The organism is Streptococcus sp. KHUD_013 (genome assembly GCF_052588545.1).
Window position 1 is genome coordinate 931,826 of the sequence record NZ_CP186264.1, and the last position, 25,311, is coordinate 957,136.

Sequence of the window (25,311 nt, forward strand, 5' to 3'; positions counted from 1 at the left end):
TATTTCTTTGTCGAATAGTAAGAAGGTGTAAAGTTTCTGGGCAATCCTTAGTAAAATCTTGCTCCAAGTCAGATAGATGGTGTATAATATAGGTGTTGTAGCCAGTTTTGGTAGAATCTTAGTCTAAATTGGTTCGTCTGTAGCTGGTCCCAGATAGAAAGTAGGTAAGGTATGAAAATTTCTGATCGTGTATTAAAGATGGAAGAAAGTGTCACCCTAGCAAGTGATGCCAAAGCAAAAAAACTAAAGGCAGAAGGAAAAGATATCCTCTTTCTAACCTTGGGCCAGCCTGATTTTCACACTCCTGAGAATATTCAAGATGCTGCAGTTCAGGCTATTCGGGATGGACGGGCTTCCTTTTATACGGTTGCTTCTGGCCTTCCAGCATTAAAGGCTGCCGTCAATACCTATTTCGAACGCTACTATGGATATTCCGTTTCACCAAATCAAGTAACCTTTGCGACAGGTGCCAAGTTTTCGCTCTATACCTTCTTTATGGCTGTGCTCAATCCAGGTGATGAGGTTATTATCCCGACACCATACTGGGTCAGCTATGGAGACCAGGTCCTGATGGCAGAAGGGGTTCCCGTCTATGTCAAAGGACACCAATCCAATGATTTTAAGGTATCCGTTGAGCAATTGGAAGAAGCTCGTACAGAAAAGACCAAGGTCTTGGTATTAAACTCTCCTTCTAATCCGACGGGGATGATTTATAGCAAGGACGAACTCCTAGCCATTGGAAATTGGGCTGTCGAACATGACATTATTATCCTAGCGGATGATATCTATGGTCGTCTAGTCTATAACGGCAATGAGTTTGTTCCTATTTCAAGTTTATCTGAAGCCATCCGCAAACAAACGGTTGTCATTAACGGGGTTTCAAAAGCCTACGCCATGACAGGTTGGCGGGTTGGTTATGCGGTTGGTGATCCAGAAATCATTGCAGCTATGAGTAAACTGACTGGTCAAACAACTTCCAACCTGACGGCCGTATCGCAGTATGCTACGATTGAAGCGCTCACTGGTCCACAAGACTCGGTAGAAGTGATGCGTCAAGCTTTTGAGGAACGTTTGAACACCATCTATCCTCTTTTGTGCGAAGTTCCAGGTTTTGATGTCATCAAGCCACAGGGAGCTTTCTATCTCTTCCCAAATGTCAAAAAAGCCATGGAGATGAAAGGCTATACGGATGTGACAGAGTTTGCAACTGCCATTCTGGAAGAAGTGGGTGTTGCCCTTATTACAGGTGCTGGATTTGGAGCCCCAGAAAATGTCCGTCTTAGCTATGCAACTGACCTGGAAACGTTGAAAGAAGCTGTTCGCCGCTTGCACCAGTTTATGGAGAATTAAAATAAGAGAGTGGGACAAAAGTCCTAGCCTCTCAATTATTTTTGGATTGTTGAGCAAGACGCAGTGGTTGAGTGGGCTCTACTACACTGATTTCATCAGCTTTTACAGCCCTACTCAACTGTGCGGAGGTGGGACGACGAAATCGAATTCTAACGAATTATCGATTTCTGTCCCACTCTCTTTTCTATGGCATTATAAGTAATCGACAGAAAGAATAGTGTTTGTCTTTTTCACAGGGACACGGGTCTTAGCCCCATTATTTCCTTTTGGAAGGCGGAATTTTTTCACTTCTGGTGTCGAAGGTTTTGTTTGAGCTTTCTTGCTAACAGGTACGCGGGTTTTTACACCATTATTTCCTTTTGGAAGACGAAGTTTCTGAACAGGTTTTACTGGAGTAGAAGGAGTCACAGGTTTCTCAACAACTGGGCTTGTCACTTCTTTATAGAAATAGGTTACAGTAACTAGGTTAGAAACATGAAGTTTGTGGGAGGTCAATTCTTCTTTGTCAGCAGATTGGAAGGTATAAGTTTTTCCATTAGCTTGGATCTGAGCAGGTGCTGTTGGTAGACCAGCTTCATAAGCCAAATCGAGGCTCCGCTCGACGCTGTTTTCTTGGGAAGGCACAATTTCTTGTCCCTTATCGTCTACAAAACGAGCACGTTTTACAACTTCCGGATTCAAATCGATATCGTCATAGAGATGAATGACTTCAATGACGGGCGCGGTAGCAGTTCCTTTTTCAGGAGCGCTCTTGTAATGGAAGCCATCTTTAATATCAAGCTCAGAATATCGAACTCGATACCATGTTTTTCCATTTTCGTCTGTAACGGTTGCTGGTCCATTTCCAGAAACGTCATATTCGGTGAAAGCACGGGCTTCAACTGTCTTGTAGACGACATCTGTAGAAGATGCAATTGGAGAATAGTCTGGTTTCAAAGTGCGACGACGATGGATGACACGTATTTCGGAGATTCGTGGATCTACTGGCGTTTCAGCAGGAGCTGGGGTTGATTCCTCAACTGTTGGGGTTACTGTTTCTTCGCTAGGAAGTGGTGCTGTTTCTTCGTTTGTAACTGTAGCAACTGAAGTCTCTGAAGTTGTTGAAACAGGAGCAAGCCTATCTTGTCGTTCAGTGACAGGGCCTGTCTGCTCATCTGCTAATGTTGTTGTTGCGAGACTGAGGGCTAAAACAGCTGCACACAATCCCGTAGTGAGTTGAATTTTCTTTTTCATATTTTCCTCCTTATACATACTGTTAGTATAACTTGTAAGCTTTTGACTTGTCAAAAATGGTTGCTAGAAAGGCTTAAAATGACAGGATTTTCCTTTGAAAAATCAAATTATAGGATAAAATATTTTAATAGGTTCAAGAATTTGAAAAAGTTGATTGACTTTTCTTTAAAAAAGTCAGTTTTCGCTAAAAAAGACGGATTTTTAGATTGTGAGAGATAGCTATCGGCTATTATTTGTGGTAAAATGAAAGATGATTATGTCTTCGGACAAGTACAATGAGAAAAGGAAGATCTATTATGACAAAACGGATTACCATCATCGAAGTAAAAGACTATGTCGGTCAAGAAGTGACCATCGGTGCTTGGGTTGCGAATAAATCAGGAAAAGGGAAGATCGCATTCTTGCAATTGCGTGACGGAACGGCCTTCTTCCAAGGTGTTGCTTTCAAACCAAACTTTATCGAAAAATTCGGCGAAGAAGTAGGTCTTGAAAAATTTGACACCATCAAGCGCTTGAGCCAAGAAACATCTGTATTTGTAACAGGTGTTGTCAAAGAAGACGAGCGTTCTAAATTTGGTTATGAGCTCGATATTACAGACATCGAAGTGATCGGTGAATCTCAAGATTATCCAATCACTCCAAAAGAACATGGAACAGACTTCTTGATGGACAACCGTCACTTGTGGCTTCGTTCACGCAAACAAGTAGCTGTCATGCAAATCCGTAATGCGATCATCTATGCAACTTATGAGTTCTTTGATAAGAATGGTTTCATGAAATTTGATAGCCCAATTCTTTCAGGAAATGCTGCAGAAGATTCGACTGAACTTTTTGAAACAGACTACTTTGGTACTCCAGCTTACTTGAGCCAATCAGGTCAGCTTTATCTTGAAGCGGGTGCTATGGCCCTTGGTCGCGTCTTTGACTTTGGTCCAGTATTCCGTGCTGAGAAATCTAAGACTCGTCGTCACTTGACTGAGTTCTGGATGATGGACGCTGAGTACTCTTACTTGACACACGATGAATCACTTGACTTACAAGAAGCTTATGTCAAAGCCCTTCTTCAAGGTGTGTTGGACCGTGCTCCTCAAGCCTTAGAAACATTAGAGCGTGATACTGAGCTCTTAAAACGCTACATTGCAGAGCCATTCAAACGCATCACTTACGATGAAGCGATTGATCTCTTGCAAGAGCATGAAAACGATGAAGATGCGGATTACGAACATCTTGAACATGGAGATGACTTCGGTTCACCACACGAAACATGGATTTCAAACCACTTTGGTGTACCAACCTTCGTGATCAACTACCCATCAGACATCAAAGCTTTCTACATGAAACCAGTTCCTGGTAATCCAGACCGCGTACTTTGTGCGGACTTGCTCGCACCAGAAGGTTACGGAGAAATCATCGGTGGTTCCATGCGTGAGGAAGACTACGATGCCCTTGTCGCTAAGATGGAATCACTAGGTATGGATCGCACAGAATATGAATTCTACCTTGACCTCCGTAAATACGGTACAGTCCCACACGGTGGATTTGGTATCGGTATCGAGCGGATGGTCACCTTCGCGGCTGGTACAAAACATATCCGTGAAGCTATTCCGTTCCCACGTATGTTGCACCGTATCAAACCTTAATAACTATGAGGCTGGGACAAAAGTCCTAGCCTTTCAATTATCTTTGGATTATCGAGCAAGACGCAGTGGTTGAGTGGGCTCTACCACGCTGACTTCATCAGCTTTTACAGCCCTACTCAACTGTGCGGAGGTGGGACGACGAAATCGAATTCTAACGAATTACCGATTTCTGTCCCACTCTCACTTTAAATGAAAGAGGTGGAGAAAATGTAGGCAACTCTCAGTAAGTCTTTTAGAAACAGTCATACTACATATTGAAAGAGAGAAAACAATGTTTAAAAGAACTTACAAAGGCAATATTCCACTCCTAGCAGGTCTGGAATTCACATCTTATTTTGGGATTACCAGTTTTTGGATTTTATTTTTTATCCAAAATGGTCTATCCTTGCTTCAAATCGGTTTACTAGAAAGTATCTTTCATGGGACCAGTCTCTTGTGTGAAATCCCCTCTGGTATGTTGGCCGATCGATTTAGCTACAAGACAAATCTCTATTTGGCTCGCTTGGCCAGTATTGTATCCTCTATCTTTATTTTGTTTGGTCAGGGGAATTTTTGGATCTATGCTCTTGCCATGACGGTCAGTGCTTGGTCTTATAATTTTGACTCGGGAACCAGCACCGCTTTCTTATACGATTCTGCGGTAGAAGCGGGTCAAAAGGACCGGTATCTTCAGATTTCTAGCTTTTTGTCTGGCGTGGCCGAAGTCACCCGAACTTTAGGTACCGTTGTGGCAGGATTCTTTGTTCATGGAGCATTGGCTTGGACCTACCTGATTGCTATTGGTCTTTCCTTGCTTTCCATTCTCTTGATTTTTCTGATGAAGGAACCGGAGAGCAAGAGTGGTGAAAGAAATCATTTGACCTTAAAAAGGATATTGGTAGTAGTGAAACAAGAATGGCAGGAAAAACCAGTGCTCTTTTACTGGATGTTCACCTATCAGTTGGTAGGAACCATCATGTGTATGTTTTATTTTTACTACCAACAGAAAATCAGTGACTTAGCCAGTTGGCAAGTTTCGCTCATTATGTTGATTGGTAGTGGATTCAATCTCCTAGCGGTTTATCTAGCCAGTCAAATCGGTAAAAAATGGAATAGTGATCAAGTCTTTCCGGTTTTGGTTGCATTGACAGGGTTGGTCTTGTTTTTTGTAGGCTTCAAGACTCCATTCGCCTATCTAAGTGTCTATCTCTTGACCAATGCCCTTTATGCCGTTTATCAACCCATCTACTACAATGAGTTACAAGGTTATTTGCCTTCTAGTGTACGAGCAACCATGCTGAGTATCAACTCCATGATGTTTAGTCTTTCCATGATCGTGATCTTCCCACTGACTGGTTGGTTGATTGATACTAGTGGATTTGTTGCTGTTTTTCTTGTGCTAGGCCTGATAACAGTCCTTTCTTTCCCACTCTTACTGATTGGATTGGGGAAAATGGGCAAGATCTTAAACAAGGGGACAAAGACGGAATAAAATTCCTGGCCTTCATCAGGTCATTATTCGACTCTCTCTGCTTTGCAGGGAGAGTTTTTTTATCTTTCTAAATTGTGGTAAAATAAGTACATCCTTTAGAAAGTAAAATGACTAGTATGAAAGACTTATTGAAATACTTCAGGAATTATAAAAAAGAAACCATACTGGGACCGTTTTTCAAGTTGTTAGAAGCAACTTTTGAATTACTGGTTCCACTTTTAATTGCCCATCTGGTCGATCAGCTCATCCCCCGTCAGGATCAAGGGGGGATATTTGGACTGGTTGGTCTCTTATTTGTTTTTGCTGGTTTTGGGGTTCTTGTAGCGATAACGGCCCAATATTATTCATCAAAAGCAGCAGTAGGCTATACCAAGGAATTGACCAATGACCTATATGAGAAGATTCTTAGCTTGTCTAAGGAGCAAAGAGACCGTTTAACCACCTCAAGTCTCGTGACGCGCTTAACCAGTGATACCTATCAGATTCAAACGGGGATTAATCTATTTTTACGTCTATTTCTCCGTGCGCCGATTGTCGTTTTCGGATCTATTTTTATGGCCTTCACCATTAGTCCGCAACTGACCCTGTGGTTTATTGGTATGGTTGCTCTCTTAACCCTGATCATTGTCGTCATGTCTCGTCTGGTCAATCCTCTTTATGCACGCATCAGGAAGATAACGGACCGAGTGGTTACCATCACGCGTCAGCAGTTACAAGGGATGAGGGTTATCCGCGCCTTTGGGCAGGCAACTCACGAAGAAGCAGAGTTTAATGAGGTTAACCAAGACTATACGAAGTGGCAATTAGTGGTCTCTAAATGGTCTAGTTTAATCAGTCCCTTGACTTTCCTCGTCGTGAATGGAACCTTGATTTGTATTCTTTGGCAAGGGCAAGCCTCTATTCAAATGGGGACCCTCAGTCAAGGAATGTTGGTCGCTTTGGTCAATTACCTGCTTCAAATTTTGACGGAATTGCTGAAGTTAGCCATGTTGGTGACCTCGCTCAACCAAAGCTATATTGCTGCTGGTCGGATAGTTCAGGTCTTTGATGAGAAAAGTGAAGAGCTGGATCAAGAGTTGGAAGATGTATCTGTTTCTGACCCTCAACTGGCGCTACAGATCCAAGACCTTGTCTTTACCTATCCTTTAGCCGCAAAACCATCCTTAGAAGGTATTGATTTATCGTTAAAGAAGGGACAAACCTTAGGAATCATAGGAGGGACAGGTGCTGGTAAATCTACTTTGGTTCAATTGTTAGGTCATCTATATGAAGCAAGCAAAGGAAGTCTAATCATTTTTAAAGATGGACAGAGTCCCAAGACTCTTGGTCAGTGGCGTGACTGGGTAGCAGTAGTTCCTCAAAAAGCAGAGCTCTTTAAAGGGAGTATTCGTTCAAACCTAACTTTAGGATTAAATGAGGAACCGAACGAAGAGCAGTTGTGGTGGGCCTTGGGAGTTGCGCAAGCAGCTGACTTCGTCCGTGAGAAAGAGGGAGGACTAGAGGCTCCCGTAGAAGCTTTTGGACGGAATTTTTCCGGTGGTCAACGGCAACGTCTGACCATAGCACGTGCTATCCTTCGCCAAGCTCCATTTTTGGTCTTGGATGATTCTACATCTGCCTTGGACTATTTGACAGAAGCACGACTTTTACAGGCTCTAAAAGAGGAATTGACGGAGACAAGCCTCATTCTTATTTCGCAGCGGACCAATAGTCTGCGAAGTGCTGAGCAAATTCTCGTCTTAGATAAAGGTCGTCAAGTCGGCCTAGGAAGTCATGAAGACTTGGTGGCAACCAATCCTTTATACCAAGAGATTCATTTCTCCCAACAGAAGAGAGAGGAGGGAGCAGAATGAAACAGAAGACTTATTTACGGCGCTTGCTTGCTGATATAGCCAAGCAGCCCATCTGGCTAATCTTAGCCAGTCTGGGAACCATCATGCAAGTCTTGTTAACCGTCTATATCCCTATCCTGATCGGGCGGGCAATAGACTTAGTGGTCCTCCCTGATGCAGCTCACCTCATACTCCCACTTATCCTGCAAATGGGTCTAGTGATCCTCTTTGCAACGCTGATCCAATGGTTGAATCCTTTAATTTACAATCAGATGATTTATCGCTACAGTAAGGATTTAAGGGAGAAGGTCATCCAGAAAGTGTATGTTCTTCCTTTATCTTACCTGGATCGTCAAGGTACTGGGGATTTGGTCAGTCGCTTGACCACGGACGTTGAACAACTGAACAATGGTTTATTCATGGTCTTCAGTCAGTTCTTTGTTGGTCTTCTTACGATTTTAGTGACCATAGCTAGTATGGCCCGATTGGATTGGATGATGATGGGGATGGTCTTAATCTTGACACCCTTATCACTCTTTATCGCCCGTTTTATTGCCAAGCGTTCTTACCATCTCTTCAGGATGCAGACCCAGGCGCGTGGGGCTCAAACGCAGATGATTGAAGAATCTCTCAGTCAAGAAAGCTTGCTTCAAGCCTTCAATGCTCAGGATGCATTTCATAGGAAATTTATCGAGATCAATGGCGACTATGCTGGTTACTCTCAAGAAGCGATTTTTTATTCCTCCACCGTTAATCCTGCGACGCGCTTTGTCAATGCCCTAATCTATGCCCTCGTGACGGGATTTGGTGCCTTCCGTATCCTATCTGGAACTGGCTTTACTGTTGGTCAGTTGGTGACCTTTCTCAACTATGTCAATCAGTATACTAAACCCTTCAATGACATCTCCTCTGTCCTTGCTGAACTGCAGAGCGCCTTAGCTTGTGCAGAGCGCCTCTATAGTATCCTAGACCAAGAGGAAGTGAAAGAAAGTGGCAAGAGAGACTTGCAAGAAGACGCTGTCGAAGGAGCAGTCCAATTTGATCATGTCAGCTTTGGTTATCGCCCTGATCAGACCCTCATAAAGGATCTCTCCATTTCTATCCCGCCGGCTAGTAAGGTAGCCATTGTTGGTCCAACTGGAGCTGGGAAATCTACATTGATTAACCTTCTCATGCGATTCTATGATGTGGATCAGGGGCAGTTGCGCTTAGATCATGAAGCTGTAAATAGCTATAGTCTAGCAAGCTATCGCAAGCAGTTTGGGATGGTGCTCCAAGAGACTTGGCTCAAAGTTGGAACGGTTCATGAGAATATCGCATTTGGTCGACCAGATGCTAGTCGGGAAGAAGTGGTCCAAGCAGCAAAAGCTGCCAATGCTGATTTCTTTATTCAACAGCTTCCAGAAGGTTATGATACCTATCTAGCGGATGCGGGAGACTCCCTCTCTCAAGGACAAAGACAGCTTCTGACTATTGCTCGGGTCTTTCTTGCAGTACCTAAGATTCTGATCCTAGATGAGGCGACCTCTTCCATTGACACGCGGACAGAGTTGCTCATTCAGGATGCCTTTCATAAGTTAATGGTGGGTCGGACCAGCTTTGTAATCGCCCACCGCCTGTCTACAATTGAAAATGCGGATCTCATCCTAGTCATGGTAGATGGAAATATCGTTGAACATGGGAATCATAAGGAGTTGATGGCTCAAAGAGGTGTTTATTACAAAATGCAAACTGCCCAACTTTCTAGTAATTAAGACAGAAAAAGACTGGATGTTTTTCCAGTCTTTTGTGTTTAATCCTGCTGATCTTTTAAAAGATAGAGAAGAGAGAAGGCTAGGAGTGCCATAGCAATACCTAATACGGTAAAGATGAAAGCGTTGCTGTCTGAGATGAGACCGATGGTATTGAGGGCGAAAGGTGTAATGGCCGCTCCAAAGCTACAACCCAAGACGGCTACAGAGGTCACTTGGTTTAATCGTTTGGCAGGAATCTTGGCTGACAAGATTTGGAAAACCATGGTGAGGGCAGTGCTATACGTATAGCCAGAGAAGAGGGCGGAAAGAGCAAGAAGAGGGATGCTTGGCGAAAGGGCTACAGCCATCATGGAGAATCCATAAGCAATCCCAGCATAAGTAATCAATTTGCTCTTGAACAAATGAACAAGGCCAGAGAAGGTGAGACCAGCTAGAATTCCGATTAATTGCATAGCACTTAGAATGAAGCTGGCTGAATTATGTTGATCCTTGAACGTGTAGGCGACAATACTTGGAATGCGAAGAGTTACTCCGACGTTGCAAAGGACAATCATTGCAGCTACAATGGCCAAAATAATAGTTAACTTCCATTCTTCCTTTTGGAGTGGTTCTTTATGATTGGCATGTGTATGCTGACTTTCTTCTTGCTGGTGGTAAGGGACAAAGGTCATGAAGAGAAAGAGAACGATTAAGCCGGCCCCGTAAGCTAGGAAGCTAGAAGTCCAGCCGAATTGGAGGAGGAAGCCGACCAATAAAGTGACGAGGGCTGTCCCTACGACCTCGGCAGAACCACGAAATCCAAGAGTTTGGACTCGTTCGCGTCCCTGGTAGCGCTCGCTGATAATTGAAATAGCCTTAGCATTGATCAAACCGACACCCATTCCAAAGATGAAACGAGAGATGAAGAGGATAGGATAAACTTGGTTAATGAAAGGGACCATTCCAAAGATTGAGAGAATTAACAGACCGGTGATAATCATCTTTCTCTCATCCAAGAAGCGTTCGATAAAGGTGTTGAGGAAGAGGGTGAGCATAATCCCAGCGGATGGAAGGGATACCAAGAGTTCGATCTGACTTTTAGGGAGATCCTTATAGTATTCAAACATATAGGGAAGTGCACTCGAAATCGAAAAAGACGTTGTTAATACAAGAGATAAAGAAAGGATACTAACCTTTTCTAATAATTTTTTCATAATCATCCTTCAGTCACATATTTGGTCAAAAGACACTCTACTATGGTATAGTTTTTTGATTCATTTAGCAAGTTATTTAAATGAAATTTCTCAATATTTTTCATTATTGGAAAAAGAAAAAACTGGAGGTTTAACTCCAGTTTCTATTTCTATTAAACGTTTAACACCTTATCCAAGAATTCTTTCAAACGTGGGTGTTGTGGGTTGTCGAAGATTTGGTCTGGTTTGCCGTCTTCGAGGAATTCGCCATCAGCGGTAAAGATGACACGATTGGCCACTTGGCGCGCAAATCCCATCTCGTGGGTGACGATAATCATGGTCATCCCTTGCTTAGCCAAATCCTTCATAACGTTCAGTACGTCCCCGACCATTTCAGGGTCAAGGGCAGAAGTTGGTTCGTCAAAGAGCATGACATCTGGCTTCATTGCCAAACCACGCGCAATGGCCACCCGCTGTTTCTGACCACCTGACAAGCTATCAGGAGAGACTTCAGCTTTGTCAGCCAGTCCAACCTTTTCCAAGAGTTCCATCGCTAATTCCTTAGCTTCTTCACGACTCATGCGTTTGTGCTCCAAAGGAGCAAACATGATGTTTTCGATGACACTCATATGAGGGAAGAGGTTGAAGTGCTGGAAGACCATCCCGACATTTTCACGGACGATATCAATGTTGGTTTTTGGATCAGTAAGATCATAGCCGTTCACGGTAATCTGTCCCTTGGTTACTTCTTCGAGAAGATTGAGACTGCGAAGGAAGGTGGATTTACCAGAACCAGATGGTCCAATGATGCAAACCACATCTCCTTCGTAGAATTTTGTTGAGATGCCTTTTAGGACCACATTTTCACCGTAATATTTGTGGAGGTCATGGACATCAATTTTTAATTTAGCCATTAGTTAGCCCTCTTTTCTAATTGTTTTGCAAAGCGTGTCAATAAGGTAATGATGACGAGGTAGAAGACGGCAAGGATCGCATACATCTTGAAGCTTTGGTAGTTTCGAGCGATGATAATCTTACCAGTCTGGAAGAGCTCGACCAAACCGATTGCAGACACGATAGTCGTATCTTTCAGTGCAATAACGAATTGGTTGACAAAGTTTGGAAGCATAAGTTTTGTCGCTTGAGGCAAGATAATCTTGCGCATGGTCTTGCTGTATGAAATCCCGAGGCTTCGACTAGCTTCCATCTGTCCAGCTGGTACGGCTTGAATCCCTCCACGAACAATCTCAGCGATATAAGCAGCAGAATTGAGGGAGAGAGCGATGGTACCTGCAAGGAAGTCATTGATTGGGGATTGGTGGCCCGTCATGGACTCGATCAAATTAGGAATTCCCCAGAAGATGAAGGCAGCAAGGATCATCAGTGGGATACCGCGAATGACATCGACGAAGATCTCAGCAGTCCAACGAAGCCATTTATAAGGACTGACACTAAACATTCCGAAGATAATCCCAACAACCATAGCGATTGCGAAGGATATTAAAGCAAGGGCGATAGTGACACCTAATCCACCTAACAATTGTTTGTAGTTGTTTTGGAGCAAGCCCCAGATAGTCGTTTCATCTACTGAAGTAGATTCAGTTGTTTCGTCGCTATCGCTTGAAAGGTACTTATCCAAGATCTTTTGGTATTCGCCACTCTCTTTTAAGTTGGCCAAACCGTTGTTGAACATTTCAATCAATTCAGGGTTCGAATCTTTTTGAACAGCAAAGGCAATCTGACCACTTGGAGTACCTTCGATAGGTGTTTTGAATTTACGTCCTTGTTTAATGGCGTATTTGATGACAGGTTCATCATCCATGATGGCAGCTACAGAACCTGAGTTCAAGCTGTCATACATAGAAGCCCCATCTGAGAAGGTTTTGATTTTATAGCCATACTTGCTCTTGTTTTCCTCGAGGAAAGTTTGAGAAGCAGTCCCATTTTTGACACCAACTGTTTTTCCTTTTAGATCTTCGTAGGAAGAAATTTTACTACTTTCTTGAACTGCTAGGATTGAATTCGTTGTGTAGTATGGATCTGAGAAGTCAAAAGTCGCCTTACGCGCATCAGTAACAGTCATCCCGGCAATCATTCCATCGGCATTACCATTCTGGACATCACTGACAGCAGCATCAAAACCTGGATTGCTAATTTCTAGTGTAAATCCTTGGTCTTTGGCAATGGCCTTAATCAATTCCATATCAATCCCAGTGTATTTACTTTGATCATTTTGGAAGACGAAGGGAGCAAAAGAGGAATCACTAGAAATTTTATACGTTTTCTTCTTAGGAGTCGCCTTTTGTCCTGCTTCAGTGCTCGTTTCTGGAACAACAGTAGTGCTAGCGGTAGTTGTTGCTGTAGATGATGATTGGCTGCTACCAGTCCATTTTTCAATAATTTGATCTAGCGTACCATCTTTCTTCATTTGGGCAAGAGCAGTATTGAACTGTTTGATGAGTTTTTCGTGAGAACCACCTTTTTTGACCCCAAAGGCAAAGCTTCCGACAGCTTCTCCTTCCATATTAATAGAAAGGTCTTGTCCTTGCTTAATAGCATATTCGATAACAGGTTGGTCATCCATAATAGCATCCACTGCACCGGTTGATAAACTGTTATTCATCAAATCACTGGTATCGAAGGTCTTGATAGTATATCCGTACTTGTCCTTGTTCTTTTGAAGGAAACGTTGGGCAGCAGTTCCATTTTTGACTCCAACCGTTTTTCCTTTGAGCTGGTCATAGGAAGTGATCTTGTTAGCTTTCTTAGTTGCGATCACGACTTTTGTATCATAGTAGGTATCGGACATAGTAAAGACTTGTTCACGTTCTTTGGTCTTGGTCATCCCTGCCATAATGGCATCGGCTTGCCCGGATTGGACCATGTTGACGGCCGCGTCAAAGCCTGGGAAAGACTTTTCTAAGGTCCAACCGTTGATTTCAGCGACCTTATCCAAGATTTCAACGTCAATTCCTTTATAAACTTGGTCTGAGTCCTTGAATTCGAAGGGCGCATATGCCGTATCGAAAACGACTTTAACCGTTTCTGCCTGTGCTTGACTCGCAAAGGCGAATAGTGGAAATAAGAAAAGCAAATAGGCTAATAGTTTTTTCTTCATTTCGTTCTCCTTTATATCTAATCCATTGTCTGATGAAGAGTAATGGAAGGGATACCCTCAGAGGGTTTAAAAAAATAAAGAATTCATACTGAAAACGAGTATGAATTTCATCATTTATTTTTTACAAGAACCATTATATCATAAATCAACCTTGAAAACAAGAAATTTCACCAATTCATGTTAGATTACCTAACATGAATGGATGTTGCAGGTTTGGGTTTTCTTTGTTACAATGGACCTATTAGATAAATGGAGGTTACTAATGAAGAAAGGAAAGATTATTCAGGATATAAAAACTAACACGTCGTTGCCAGTGCTCATTTCTACACTGTTCTATGTCTTTTTAACCTTCCTCTTTGTTGAAGGGGGACTATGGCTCGGTAGTGAATTAGTGGGACCATTTTCTTTGGTCATAGAGTTTTTAACAGAGCTTTTTTCACCAGGAAATGGAGGCGCAAGTGTTCAAGAGTTTTTCTACCATTATTTTCTTTATTATGAGCTCTTCAGTTTTGTATTCATTCTCATCCTCTTTATTATTTGGGTGAAGTTCATTGAGAAGAATCCCTTATCGACTTTAGGTTTTGTTAAAAAGAGCTGGCTTAAATATCTTGCCTGGGGGATTTTGCTTTCCCTTCTGCAAATGGGAGTGATTGCTCTTGTCTACCAGGTAGGTGGAATCGGGTCTTTTGAGCTAAATGAATTAAGTTTAGAACCCATCCTCTTTATTCTAGGGTTATTCCCATTTTGGCTCCTGCAAGGTGGGACTGAAGAAGTAGCGACGCGAGGCTGGCTCCTAACTCGGATTGCTGCAAGAGCTAATCTTCCTTTAGCCATCGCGATTTCTAGTAGTCTCTTTGGTATTCTTCATCTGGGAAATTCAGGAGTGACTTTCTTATCCGTCCTGAATATTGTCCTTGATGGGGTGCTAGCTGGTCTGCTTCTTATCTACACCGATAGCATTTGGCTAGTGGTGGCTCAGCACGGGACTTGGAACTATGTACAAGGAAATCTCCTTGGCTTTCAAGTCAGTGGGACGGGAGCAGATGCTTCTATCTTTAGCTTTACCATGGGATCAGGCCCCGACTGGCTGACCGGAGGAGCATTTGGTGCAGAAGGGTCAATCATCACAACTCTGGTTCTTCTATTATCCGTCGTGATTGTTTACCGCTTAGGGGAAAGAAATGAAAGAGTTGTTGATGAAGAAGTGTGAAATGGCTGATAGGAAATGATGATGAAAACGAAGACAGGCAAAAGTGCCTGTCTTTTTTATCAATTATAAATGAAGGAAAGCCGAACACATATTGATGAGTTCGGCTTATTCTATATAATGGGAATAATTAACTTGACTTGTGCACCATGATTAATATTTTCTAAATGCATTGTTCCATTATGAAGTTTCATGACGCGTTTCACGAAAGATAAACCAAGTCCATAGTGACTTTCTTGAGAAGGTGTTCTTGCTTGGTCATCTTTATAGAATAGATTTCCAGCATGTTGTAATATATTTTTTGAAAAACTAGATTGGTTATTCCATATAGTTAGAACTAATTGACTATTTTCTTGTGACATTGTTAGGTGGATTTGAGCATCATTTTCTTTTTGATGTTGTACTGCATTAGTAATAATATTTGTGATTGCTCGGAAAAATATATTGGAATGAATGGCAATTTGTGTCGATGGAGTTACTGTGTTTGTAAAAACAAATTGTGTATTTCTAGGGAGTAAAGGAGTGATATGTTCTTTCAATTGATGAGTTACTTGTTTAATTGATATGTTTTCAAGTTGAATATCATGGTCGTAAAAAGTTTTGGAGTATTGGATAAAGTGGTTAAAATAATCGTTTAACTGAATACTTGCTTGCTCAAGATCTTTTAGACATTCCATTGCTTGAGGTGTTTGCTCGGTGGATTGTAAGAATTCAGCATTTCCTCTGATGACAGTTAGAGGAGTTCGAAGATCATGTGCAGCGCTAGATACTTGAAACATGAGTTCTTTTTTTTGATCTTTTTCATTTTGAATTCTATTTTTTATTTCAGATTGCATTTTTTCGATCAGATCGTTTGTTTCAATGAATTCTTTAATCTGCAAATGGTGATGTTCATTTTTGGTGAAATATAGACCACTATGATAAACCATGTTCATTTCTTTTTGAATCTTGGTTAATAACCGTCTAATATTTATTACAATGATAAAAATTAAAATGATGCAAAGATAAATCCAAGAACTGACGCTAAAAAATAAAGCAAAGTGATTGGCATTTTTCTCATTAATTCCAGATACAGAAGATAGAAGAGCTGGAACTACGTAAAAAAGTATCAGACATAGAAGAAATTGCCAAATGATTTTAAGGTAGGTACGCTTAATGAGTTGCTTGATTGTCAATTCTTTTTCCATTTGTATCCTCCTCCCCATACTGTTTTTATAGGATCAATTTGATGAATCTTAAATTTTTGTCTGATTTGATAGATGTATTCAGTAATGGATCGTAGTTGTGCATCAGAGTCTACAGGATAGAGGTAATTGTAAAGTTCTTCTATGCTAAATATTCGGTTCTCACTTTTTGCTAAAAGATAAAGTAAATCAAACTCTCGCTTAGTTAATGAAATTCTCTTTGACTGATAATAAACTTCTTGACTATCTCGATAAAAAGTTATATTTGAATCTATCTCTTCTTTAGAGGCATGATTTGATCTTTCTTCTCTACGAAGATGCATTTGAATTCTTGCAATCAATTCTTTAATGCTGAATGGTTTTGTGATGTAATCATCGGCTCCGGCTTGTATTCCTTTTAGTAAATCTTCTTCAAAATCTTTAGCGGTTAGAAATAGGATTGGAGTAGTAATTTGTGAACGAATGGAACGACAGATTTCTAAACCAGAAATAGGCATCATAACGTCAAGTAAAATTAGATCGAATCCAGTAAAGTCACAGATATTGATTTCCTCTATATATTTACGAGTTTCAACGTGGAAGTTGTTCGCTCTTAATGCATTCGCTATTAATCGTAAGATTTTTTCATCATCGTCAATGGCTAAAATTTTATACTTCATAGTTCCTCCAATTATATGAGCATATTATAGCAAATATGGAATGCAATTTGTTAGAAATGAAAAAAATTATTATTCTGAGATTTTTCTGATTTTCTGCTGTTATACTTGCTTCAAGTGAAGGTGGAATTTCACTAAAAGTCAGAAAGGAAAAAGAATGAATGATAACAATTCAAAAGCTACATAAGGAATATAATAATAAAATTGTCCTTCAAAACGTGTCTTTCAAAGCCAAGAAAGGTGAGATTACTGGATTGATTGGACCAAATGGATCTGGAAAATCAACTTTAATTAGAATTTTACTTGGTTTAGAAAATAGTCAAATGGGAATGGCGTTGATCGATGGCAAAAAATACTCTCAATTGGGAGATAATCCTTTTTGTATTGTTGGATCATTTCTCGATAGTTGTCAACCTTACCCAACAAGGACAGGATTCCAGCATCTTCGGTGGATTGGATTAGCTTGTGGCGTTGACAGTAATAGGTGCAAGGAATGTTTAGAGTTGGTGGGGTTAAGTGAAGCAAAAAATAAAAAAGTAAAAGACTATTCATTAGGAATGAAGCAACGTCTTGGTTTAGCAACAGCCTTATTAGCCAATCCTGACATCTTAATTTTAGATGAACCAATCAATGGACTAGATCCAGAGGGTATACGTTGGGTACGCAATTTTTTACAGGCTTTTGTCAATGAAGGTAAGACTGTATTAATGACAAGTCATTATATGAGTGAGTTAGAATTAACTGTAGATCATTTGGTTGGGATTTCTAATGGGAAAATTGTTATTGATGCTCCTACCAAAGATATTTTAAAACAGTTTGGATCTTTTGAGGAAGCATATTTTAAGGCACTCGAAGGGAAAGAAGGTGAATAATATGTTGAAGCGTTCCTTTTTTAGTGATCTCTATAAATATTGTAGTTTACCTACTTTTAAATTCACTTTTTTTCTTATTTTGGGAGTCAGCATATTTTTTACAATTCAAAATATTCAGGTGATAAATGCCTTAGTAGAAGGAAATGGCCAAGCAGTTAACCTTGATCCGTCTATGTTATCATCGAATCCAGTCTATACAGTCAGGGATGCCCTCTTATCCTCCCCCTACCAAGCAAGTGTTATTTTCTTGCCAATCTTGGTTTCACTTGTTTATTCAACCCATTACCAATTTGGTGATGATAATTTTACTCAGTTATTGATCCCAAACTGGAAAGTTCGTCTTACTGGTTTTATTGCTAGTTCGATTGTCCTATCGTTACTTTCTACTTTAATCTTATCTATAGTAAATGTTGTTCTTTTACTCATTTTTCTAGATTCAACTTTAAAGAACTATTTAGAATTTACAATGTTTTTAGATGTCACGATAAGAGTTATGATATTTGCGATTGTCCTCACTTTATTAGCTATATTTTTAATAAGACTAACAAAAAAATCAATGTCTTCATTAATTGCAATCGTTTTATTATTAGTTATCACTTTATCAGGTATTTTAAGAGGAATTTCTTCGGAATTAGAGAATCTAATGCCTTTGATAGGAGCAAAATCTTTTGCTTTTGGTCGAATTGAAGGGACTCAAACGAGTCAATTGTATGGATTTACTCTTTTAGTAGTGGAAGGAGTCGTATTCTTGGTATTAATAATTGTTGTAGAAAAGATTCGAATGGGGAGGAAGAATGGCAAGTCTATTTAGAAGTCTTATTGTCAAAAAATATAGTTTAAAACCTGTAAAGTACCAGATAGCCATACAGTCACTTTTGATATTTTTTGTGTGTCTATTACGTGTGTTGCCAGTTGCAATTAATGGTACAATTGTAGAATTATCTTTAGAGCAAGCTCTTGTTTTTGCATCAATGTTTTCTATTGGCATTGGATGTGTTAATGCATTTGTTGAGTTACAATCACACGAAACAAAACTAGTTTACTTGGTAAGTGGAAAAAGGATCTTAAGTTCAATTAGGATCCTATTCATAGAGTTGTTTGATGTATTACTACAATCAACCTTAAATTACATTGTACTGCTTATATGGTTTCATTTTTTTAGGAGCGAAAATGGTGTCAGTTTAGAAATTTTCTGTTTCTTTTTGATTGACTCCATCCAATACTTTTTGATTTCTTACTTTTTAAGTTATTTTTTCAAAAGTCCAATGGGAAGTTTAGCTATTTTGTTGCTATTTCCTATTTTGGTACAACCATTCATAGAAAGAGTAATGGAACCATTGACTAGTTACCTATTTTATAATATTGTTGCGGACACAATACTAGGGAGAGCTTCCTATCTGCAACTCTGTATTTACGTTATTGGACTGGTATGTTCACTTGGAGCAACTCTCTACTTCTTGGTAAGGAATCAAGAAGTTAAGTAGTAAATAAAAATGATACTAATGAGCAAACCTTTCTAATTTTGTATATCATGGACACTGATGTTTATTACGTATTGCATGGTTTTAGAATAAAAGACAAGACTTTCGAAGTAATTGCGAGAGTCTTGTTTAGTTTTTATGCTAATGCGTGTCCAATTAATTAGATTGTAATTCGCTCATGTACCAATTTAAGGGATCGTTCTGTAACATGTTGTCTTCCCTCTTCATTCCTCATCTCAGAGAATTCTAGTGATTTATGGTAAAATAAGGTCTATATATGTGAGGACAAAGAGATGATTAATCGAGTAACAGATAACAAATTTAAACTAGTATCGAAATACCAACCGTCTGGGGATCAACCGCAGGCCATCGAGCAGTTGGTGGATAACATCGAGGGTGGTGAGAAGGCGCAAATCCTGATGGGAGCGACTGGTACGGGGAAGACCTATACCATGAGCCAGGTCATTGCCCAAGTCAATAAACCGACCTTGGTCATCGCCCACAATAAAACCCTAGCAGGCCAGCTCTATGGAGAGTTCAAGGAATTTTTCCCTGAAAATGCCGTCGAGTACTTCGTATCTTACTATGATTACTACCAGCCAGAAGCCTATGTACCATCGAGCGATACCTATATCGAAAAAGATAGCTCAGTTAATGATGAGATTGACAAGCTTCGTCACTCCGCAACCTCAGCTTTGTTGGAGCGTAACGATGTCATCGTTGTAGCTTCCGTCTCTTGTATTTATGGTTTGGGTTCGCCGAAGGAATATGCCGATAGCGTGGTGAGTCTGCGTCCAGGTCTGGAGATTTCTCGTGATAAACTGCTCAATGACCTGGTGGATATCCAGTTTGAGCGCAATGACATCGACTTTCAACGGGGCAAATTCCGTGTTCGTGGGGACGTGGTGGAGATTTTTCCAGCTTCGCGTGATGAGCATGCCTTTCGGGTTGAGTTTTTTGGAGACGAGATTGAGCGGATTCGTGAGATTGAAGCTCTGACGGGCCAAGTTCTAGGAGATGTGGACCACTTAGCCATTTTCCCAGCCACTCACTTCGTGACCAACGACGACCATATGGAAGTGGCCATTGCCAAGATTCAAGCGGAACTAGAAGAGCAGTTAAAAGTCTTTGAAAAAGAAGGCAAGCTTTTGGAAGCTCAACGCCTGAAACAACGTACTGAGTACGATATTGAAATGCTACGGGAGATGGGCTACACCAATGGGGTCGAAAACTACTCCCGTCACATGGATGGACGGAGTGAGGGAGAGCCACCTTACACTCTTCTTGACTTTTTCCCAGAAGATTTTCTCATTATGATCGATGAAAGCCACATGACCATGGGACAGATCAAGGGCATGTACAATGGAGACCGCTCGCGCAAGGAAATGCTAGTCAACTATGGTTTCCGTTTGCCGTCTGCCTTGGATAACCGGCCACTGCGTCGGGAGGAGTTTGAAAGTCATGTCCACCAGATTGTCTATGTGTCAGCGACACCGGGTGATTATGAGATGGAACAAACGGATACTGTCATCGAGCAGATCATTCGTCCGACAGGCCTACTCGATCCCGAGGTGGAAGTGCGTCCGACCATGGGACAAATGGACGATCTCTTGGGTGAGATTAATGCGCGTGTAGAACGGGGAGAGCGGACCTTTGTCACCACCTTGACCAAGAAGATGGCAGAGGACTTGACCGACTACTTCAAAGAAATGGGTGTCAAGGTCAAATACATGCACTCGGATATTAAGACCTTGGAGCGGACGGAGATTATCCGTGATTTGCGTCTGGGCGTTTTTGACGTCTTGGTCGGGATCAACCTTCTTCGTGAAGGGATTGACGTACCAGAAGTCAGTCTAGTTGCTATCCTTGATGCCGACAAGGAAGGTTTCCTCCGTAACGAACGGGGGCTGATCCAGACCATCGGTCGTGCTGCCCGTAATAGTGAGGGTCATGTGATCATGTACGCAGATACTATGACTCAGTCTATGCAAAAAGCTATCGATGAAACGGCCCGTCGTCGGAAAATCCAGATGGCTTATAATAAAGAGCATGGCATTGTGCCACAAACCATCAAGAAGGAAATCCGTGACCTCATCTCTGTTACCAAGGCGGTAGCCAAAGAAGAGGACAAGGAAGTGGATATCACTAGTCTCAACCGCCAAGAGCGCAAGGAACTGGTCAAGAAACTGCAAGGTCAAATGCAAGAAGCTGTCGAAGTGCTTGATTTCGAGCTGGCAGCGCAAATCCGCGATATGATGTTGGAAGTCAAGGCCTTGGATTAGATAGGATAAAATGAATGGAGATTATCATTAAAACAATGGAAACTCCTGAAGAGATAGAAGGAAAATCTCTCGTTCATTGGCAAACGTGGAGAGAGGCTTATGACGATCTTTTACCCGCGGAATTTCAGGAGACGATGACATTAGATAGATGTCGTTTCTTTAGTCAACAGTATCCAGAAAATACCTTGATTGCGATGGATGGAAATAAGGTCGTTGGATTTATCAGCTATGGAAATTTTCGTGATGAGGCCATTCAAGCTGGTGAAATCATTGCCTTATATGTTTTAAAAGATTACTATGGAAAAGGTGTGAGTGAACAGTTAATGCATGCTGCATTTGCTGTTCTTGATCATTTCTCTGAGATTTATTTATGGGTATTGAAAGATAATAAGCGAGCCATTGCTTTCTATCAAAAAATGGGTTTTACTTTTGATGGGCAAGAAAAAATACTTGAACTTGGAAAACCTGTTAAGGAATTGCGGATGATGTGTTCTTCAAATAAGAATTCCTAAAGGACCTATCTATCAATCTTTGAACCATTATCAATTAATCAAGTAAAAAAATAAAAGAGATAGAATGAACCAAAGAAATGAAGGAGAAGACGAATGAAAATTTTAGTCATCAACGGGCACCCGGATAAGGAAAGTTACTGTCAGGCTATTTTTCAAACCATTGTCGAAACGATTGATCCAAATCACCACGAGCTCCAAGTGATCAGTCTCAATGAAGAGGACTTTGATCCTGTCCTTCGCTATGGTTACCGAAAACGGATGGAAGAAGATCCCTTTATCCTTCATTCTCAAGAATGGATCCAGTGGGCGGATCACCTAATCTTTGTCTATCCCATCTGGTGGAGTAGTATGCCTAGCCTCCTGAAAGGTTGGATTGATCGGGTCTTTACACCAGGGATTGCCTACTCGGCCAATGATCAGGGTAGCTTTGTCTGGAATTACATCAGAGGTAAGCAATTTAAGAAGTTGCTCAAAGGGAGAACTGCCAGTATTTATGCGACTTCCATGGCGCCAACTTGGTGGTACAAGATTTTTTCGGGACCTCTTAACATTCCTGATAGTTACGGCATTTCTGTTTTGAAGAATGCTATCTTGAACCATTGTGGGATTAAAACCAAGCGTGTCTGTATTTTGGGAGAAGTCGGCCGGGATGTGAATACAGCTAGCGTCCGTGAACAGCATCTCCAAAAAGTAGAAGTAGAAGCCAAGAAACTCTGATGAAAAGTCAGTTTCTTCTTATAAGTTAGTGTCTTTAGTTGTGTTTTGAATAGGATTTAGTTAAACTATCAATATAATCTATAAAAATAGGGATGATCCAATATGCTGCTTTTTATCTATATGATCTATGTCATTTCTTCAATTTCAAAAATGAAAAGAGAAGGTCAAAGGGTTTCTATTTTTACTTATTTGATTGTTTACGGCCTATTGATTCTATCTACGTTTATGCTCTATTTCAGTTTATTGTCATTTTTATTTAGCCCTTTACCATTTTTTGGATTTCTAGCGGCTCTGGCTATTGGCGGCATGATGCTATCGCTTAAAATAGTTATTGCTCTTGCTTTGCTTTTGTTATCTCTTAGCCTATACTTAGATAGCAAAAAAAGTGATCCGGAAGTGCCTCTCGTTGATCATTGGTTGCGATTGGGTGTTCATATTTTATTGATCATTATTTAAGGCAAGAACTCCACTTTCAAGCCTGAATGTGGATTTTTTGTCACTTGAGATATGAAACCCAGCGGTAACGGAAGTGAAAAATCTCAAATGAAGATATTCATTTAATGTACATTGACGTTGTTATGGATTAGCTTTATAATATGGTTAGTTATAGCATTTCTAAATAAGGAGCCTTCTCTATGCTTAAGCAGTTAAATGGTTTTAAAGTCTTTTATATCTGTTGGTTGGCCTTTTTAGTGATTGAATTGATTTTAATTGTCTTTGGTCTATCATTTACCCCTCTACTTAGTTGTCTCTGGTTTGATTTCTTATTTCTAGTTCTTTTTTTCCATCTTTGGTCTATCTTTTATAAAAAGAGAGAGTTCAAGTTTTTTCATCTAATCTTACAATTTTTGAGTGTCATTCTAGCATTTTTCATTTGGCTCATTCTCCAAGTGTCTTTTACAGATTCAGCTGATACCATAATCCCTCCAATCCATCATAATGCGGAGATACGAGGGAATTATGTTGAAATTCCCCATGGAGCGATCCCTATACGGAGTCGTGATTACTATGAACTAGTCAATCCCTTCATCATGAAACTAGAAGTGAAATACAGAAAAGATGGATGGTGAATCCATAGAAAGAGAGACAAATGTCACGCGCAACATCTACTATTCTAACAAATCTATGTCTGATTGAAGACACTTCGACGAATAAAGTTGTCCTCCAGTACCGCTCTCCTGAAAAGACTCACTGGTCAGGCTATGCTTTCCCGGGTGGCCACATCGAAGAAGGAGAAAGTTTGGTCGAGTCTGTCATCCGAGAGATTAAAGAAGAAACCGGCCTATCGATCTCCAATCCCCAGCTAGCCGCTGTGAAAAACTGGCAGTTGGAGGATGGAACGCGCTATATCGTCTTTTGCTACAAAGCGACAGAATTTACAGGCCAGCTGAGATCGTCTGAAGAAGGAGAAGTTTCTTGGGTCGAGAAGGACCAATTAGAAAAGTTGGACTTATCCTACGACATGCTTCCTCTGCTGGAGGTCATGGAAGACGCCGACTTATCCGAGTACTATTATCGCAAACGGACAGATGATGGTTGGGAAAAATTTCGCTATTAAGGAGTTGGCTTCCACCAGCTCTTTTATTGTTCTTGTAAGAAGTGGAAAAAAGTAGTATGATGGAAGGGTTTAGGAATGCCTTATATAGAGGGAAGAGGAGTTGTCATGAAGGATTTTCACTTTGATGCCATAGCGGCATTTGAAAATTACGAAATAGAAACCATGAGAGATGGCCATGTCGTTGTGACCACGAAGGTGGTCGAATCATCTCTTAATTATTATGGAAATGCGCACGGTGGTTATCTCTTTACCCTATGTGATCAGATCAGTGGTTTGGTCCTGATTTCTCAGGGAGTAGATGGTGTGACCTTGCAGTCTTCCATCAATTACTTGAAAGCTGGGCGTCTAGGAGATGTCCTGACCATCCACGGGGAATGTGTCCACAGTGGGCGGACGACTCGAGTTGTGGATGTCGATATTACCAATCAGGAAGGTGCCAATGTCTGTAAGGCCACCTTTACCATGTTTGTAACGGGAGAAAGAGATGAATCAGCAAAAGTACGCATTTAAAAACTATATTTTTGATTTTTATGGAACCTTGGTCGACATCGAAACAGATGAGGCCGAGCCAACTTTGTGGGATACCATGGCCCAAATCTACCAATCCTATGGGGCTCATTATACAGGAGAAAGCCTGCAAGTCCGCTATAAGGAGTTGGTGCGGCAAGCTGAGGAAAGTATCGCGAAAGAAAAACAAGTGACCTATCCTGAGGTTGATTTGACAGTGATCTTTGTTCAACTCTATCTAGATAGTCATCCAACTGGAGCAAGTGTCCATCATCTCAAAGAGTGGGGACGCTTGATGGCACGGACCTTCCGTGTCCTCTCTCGCAAACGCTTGGAGCTTTACCCACACACGAAAGAAGTCTTAGAAGATATGAAAGCTGCAGGGTGTCGGATCTATCTCTTATCTAATGCGCAAGCTGACTTTACCAACCCAGAGATTGATTTGGTTGGCTTGAGAGAAATTTTCCATGATATTTATCTGTCGTCAGATGCAGGAATTCGCAAACCTCAGCAGGAATTCCTCGTGAAAGTGATCAAAGAACACCAGTTGAATCCTGATAAAACGGTCATGGTAGGGAATGACTTCAGTACAGATGTCGCTGTAGCGAAAAGTATTGGCATGCAAAGTATCTTGATCAATACCTTCCCATACTCTGACGAAGAACTACGAGATAAGAGACAAGCAGGCGTTCGCGTGATTCATAAGATTCAAGAATTACAAGAAGATTAAAGTTTATCATCGATTTTAGGAGGCCAAGTTGCCTC

The 25,311-nt window shown here is 40.9% G+C and carries 22 protein-coding genes; 16 read left to right on the top strand and 6 right to left on the bottom strand.

Features of this window, described 5'->3' with window-relative positions; genetic code table 11:
- Positions 1 to 171 precede the first annotated feature (171 nt).
- Positions 172 to 1,350 carry a pyridoxal phosphate-dependent aminotransferase gene (locus ACOXXR_RS04325; RefSeq protein WP_287515270.1) on the top strand — a complete coding sequence of 393 codons (1,179 nt, stop codon included), beginning with the start codon at positions 172 to 174 and terminating at the stop codon, positions 1,348 to 1,350.
- A 192-nt stretch (positions 1,351 to 1,542) separates the two neighbouring features.
- Here the strand turns inward: ACOXXR_RS04325 and ACOXXR_RS04330 are convergent, their stop codons facing one another.
- The gene (locus ACOXXR_RS04330) at positions 1,543 to 2,583 is read right to left on the bottom strand and encodes a cell surface protein (protein WP_445278825.1); all 1,041 of its coding nucleotides are present in this window, start codon (positions 2,581 to 2,583) and stop codon (positions 1,543 to 1,545) included.
- Positions 2,584 to 2,879: 296 nt separating this feature from the next.
- Here ACOXXR_RS04330 and asnS point away from each other — a divergent pair, with 296 nt between their 5' ends.
- The 4 genes from asnS (at position 2,880) to ACOXXR_RS04350 (ending at position 9,280) form a co-directional block, all read left to right on the top strand.
- Entirely contained in the window at positions 2,880 to 4,223 is a 1,344-nt protein-coding gene (gene asnS / locus ACOXXR_RS04335) for an asparagine--tRNA ligase (protein WP_126404333.1), read from the top strand.
- Positions 4,224 to 4,494: 271 nt separating this feature from the next.
- Positions 4,495 to 5,694 carry an MFS transporter gene (locus tag ACOXXR_RS04340; RefSeq protein ID WP_445278826.1) on the top strand — a complete coding sequence of 400 codons (1,200 nt, stop codon included), beginning with the start codon at positions 4,495 to 4,497 and terminating at the stop codon, positions 5,692 to 5,694.
- Positions 5,695 to 5,810: 116 nt separating this feature from the next.
- Positions 5,811 to 7,547 (top strand): ABC transporter ATP-binding protein, encoded by a 1,737-nt coding sequence (locus ACOXXR_RS04345; protein WP_445278867.1) that lies wholly within the window; start codon positions 5,811 to 5,813, stop codon positions 7,545 to 7,547.
- Positions 7,544 to 9,280, top strand: coding sequence for an ABC transporter ATP-binding protein (locus ACOXXR_RS04350; protein ID WP_445278827.1), 1,737 nt, complete (start codon positions 7,544 to 7,546; stop codon positions 9,278 to 9,280). The genes ACOXXR_RS04345 and ACOXXR_RS04350 overlap by 4 nt, the downstream gene beginning before the upstream one ends.
- A 38-nt stretch (positions 9,281 to 9,318) precedes the next feature.
- On the opposite strand, the gene ACOXXR_RS04355 is transcribed toward ACOXXR_RS04350, so the two are convergent.
- From ACOXXR_RS04355 to ACOXXR_RS04365, 3 genes are all read right to left on the bottom strand, one after another.
- Positions 9,319 to 10,473: an MFS transporter gene (locus ACOXXR_RS04355; RefSeq protein ID WP_445278828.1), complete on the bottom strand. Its 1,155-nt coding sequence runs from the start codon at positions 10,471 to 10,473 to the stop codon at positions 9,319 to 9,321.
- Between the two features lie 152 nt (positions 10,474 to 10,625).
- On the bottom strand, positions 10,626 to 11,366 hold the full coding sequence (locus ACOXXR_RS04360) for an amino acid ABC transporter ATP-binding protein (RefSeq protein WP_445278829.1): 741 nt from the start codon (positions 11,364 to 11,366) through the stop codon (positions 10,626 to 10,628).
- Entirely contained in the window at positions 11,366 to 13,570 is a 2,205-nt protein-coding gene (locus ACOXXR_RS04365; protein WP_445278830.1) for an ABC transporter substrate-binding protein/permease, read from the bottom strand. The genes ACOXXR_RS04360 and ACOXXR_RS04365 overlap by 1 nt, the downstream gene beginning before the upstream one ends.
- A 262-nt stretch (positions 13,571 to 13,832) precedes the next feature.
- On the opposite strand from ACOXXR_RS04365, the gene ACOXXR_RS04370 reads away from it, so the two are divergent.
- Positions 13,833 to 14,780 (top strand): CPBP family intramembrane glutamic endopeptidase, encoded by a 948-nt coding sequence (locus tag ACOXXR_RS04370; protein WP_023023402.1) that lies wholly within the window; start codon positions 13,833 to 13,835, stop codon positions 14,778 to 14,780.
- A gap of 110 nt (positions 14,781 to 14,890) precedes the next feature.
- Here the strand turns inward: ACOXXR_RS04370 and ACOXXR_RS04375 are convergent, their stop codons facing one another.
- Together ACOXXR_RS04375 and ACOXXR_RS04380 are read right to left on the bottom strand one after the other, a co-directional pair.
- Positions 14,891 to 15,964 carry a sensor histidine kinase gene (locus ACOXXR_RS04375; RefSeq protein ID WP_445278831.1) on the bottom strand — a complete coding sequence of 358 codons (1,074 nt, stop codon included), beginning with the start codon at positions 15,962 to 15,964 and terminating at the stop codon, positions 14,891 to 14,893.
- Positions 15,949 to 16,620, bottom strand: a complete 672-nt coding sequence (locus tag ACOXXR_RS04380) for a response regulator transcription factor (RefSeq protein WP_023023398.1) — start codon at positions 16,618 to 16,620, stop codon at positions 15,949 to 15,951. Before ACOXXR_RS04380 ends, ACOXXR_RS04375 begins: the two co-directional genes overlap by 16 nt.
- Before the next feature lie 158 nt (positions 16,621 to 16,778).
- Here ACOXXR_RS04380 and ACOXXR_RS04385 point away from each other — a divergent pair, with 158 nt between their 5' ends.
- The 10 genes from ACOXXR_RS04385 to ACOXXR_RS04430 all read left to right on the top strand — a co-directional run bounded on the left by ACOXXR_RS04385 (position 16,779) and on the right by ACOXXR_RS04430 (position 25,276).
- Positions 16,779 to 17,489 (top strand): ABC transporter ATP-binding protein, encoded by a 711-nt coding sequence (locus ACOXXR_RS04385; RefSeq protein WP_023023397.1) that lies wholly within the window; start codon positions 16,779 to 16,781, stop codon positions 17,487 to 17,489.
- A gap of 1 nt (position 17,490) precedes the next feature.
- Positions 17,491 to 18,300 (top strand): hypothetical protein, encoded by an 810-nt coding sequence (locus ACOXXR_RS04390; RefSeq protein WP_023023395.1) that lies wholly within the window; start codon positions 17,491 to 17,493, stop codon positions 18,298 to 18,300.
- Positions 18,284 to 18,973 (top strand): hypothetical protein, encoded by a 690-nt coding sequence (locus ACOXXR_RS04395; RefSeq protein ID WP_445278832.1) that lies wholly within the window; start codon positions 18,284 to 18,286, stop codon positions 18,971 to 18,973. The genes ACOXXR_RS04390 and ACOXXR_RS04395 overlap by 17 nt, the downstream gene beginning before the upstream one ends.
- Before the next feature lie 290 nt (positions 18,974 to 19,263).
- The gene (gene uvrB, locus ACOXXR_RS04400; RefSeq protein WP_215194472.1) at positions 19,264 to 21,252 is read left to right on the top strand and encodes an excinuclease ABC subunit UvrB; all 1,989 of its coding nucleotides are present in this window, start codon (positions 19,264 to 19,266) and stop codon (positions 21,250 to 21,252) included.
- 14 nt (positions 21,253 to 21,266) lie between these two features.
- The gene (locus ACOXXR_RS04405; protein ID WP_445278833.1) at positions 21,267 to 21,764 is read left to right on the top strand and encodes a GNAT family N-acetyltransferase; all 498 of its coding nucleotides are present in this window, start codon (positions 21,267 to 21,269) and stop codon (positions 21,762 to 21,764) included.
- Positions 21,765 to 21,857: 93 nt separating this feature from the next.
- A complete protein-coding gene (locus ACOXXR_RS04410) occupies positions 21,858 to 22,481 on the top strand; it encodes an NAD(P)H-dependent oxidoreductase (protein ID WP_445278834.1) in 624 nt (207 codons plus the stop codon).
- Positions 22,482 to 22,583: 102 nt separating this feature from the next.
- Positions 22,584 to 22,937: a diacylglyceryl transferase gene (locus ACOXXR_RS04415; protein ID WP_445278835.1), complete on the top strand. Its 354-nt coding sequence runs from the start codon at positions 22,584 to 22,586 to the stop codon at positions 22,935 to 22,937.
- Positions 22,938 to 23,571: 634 nt separating this feature from the next.
- A complete protein-coding gene (locus tag ACOXXR_RS04420; RefSeq protein ID WP_445278836.1) occupies positions 23,572 to 24,039 on the top strand; it encodes an 8-oxo-dGTP diphosphatase in 468 nt (155 codons plus the stop codon).
- Positions 24,040 to 24,144: 105 nt separating this feature from the next.
- The gene (locus ACOXXR_RS04425; RefSeq protein WP_270308184.1) at positions 24,145 to 24,549 is read left to right on the top strand and encodes a PaaI family thioesterase; all 405 of its coding nucleotides are present in this window, start codon (positions 24,145 to 24,147) and stop codon (positions 24,547 to 24,549) included.
- On the top strand, positions 24,524 to 25,276 hold the full coding sequence (locus tag ACOXXR_RS04430; RefSeq protein ID WP_270308182.1) for an HAD family hydrolase: 753 nt from the start codon (positions 24,524 to 24,526) through the stop codon (positions 25,274 to 25,276). The genes ACOXXR_RS04425 and ACOXXR_RS04430 overlap by 26 nt, the downstream gene beginning before the upstream one ends.
- Positions 25,277 to 25,311: the final 35 nt, after the last annotated feature.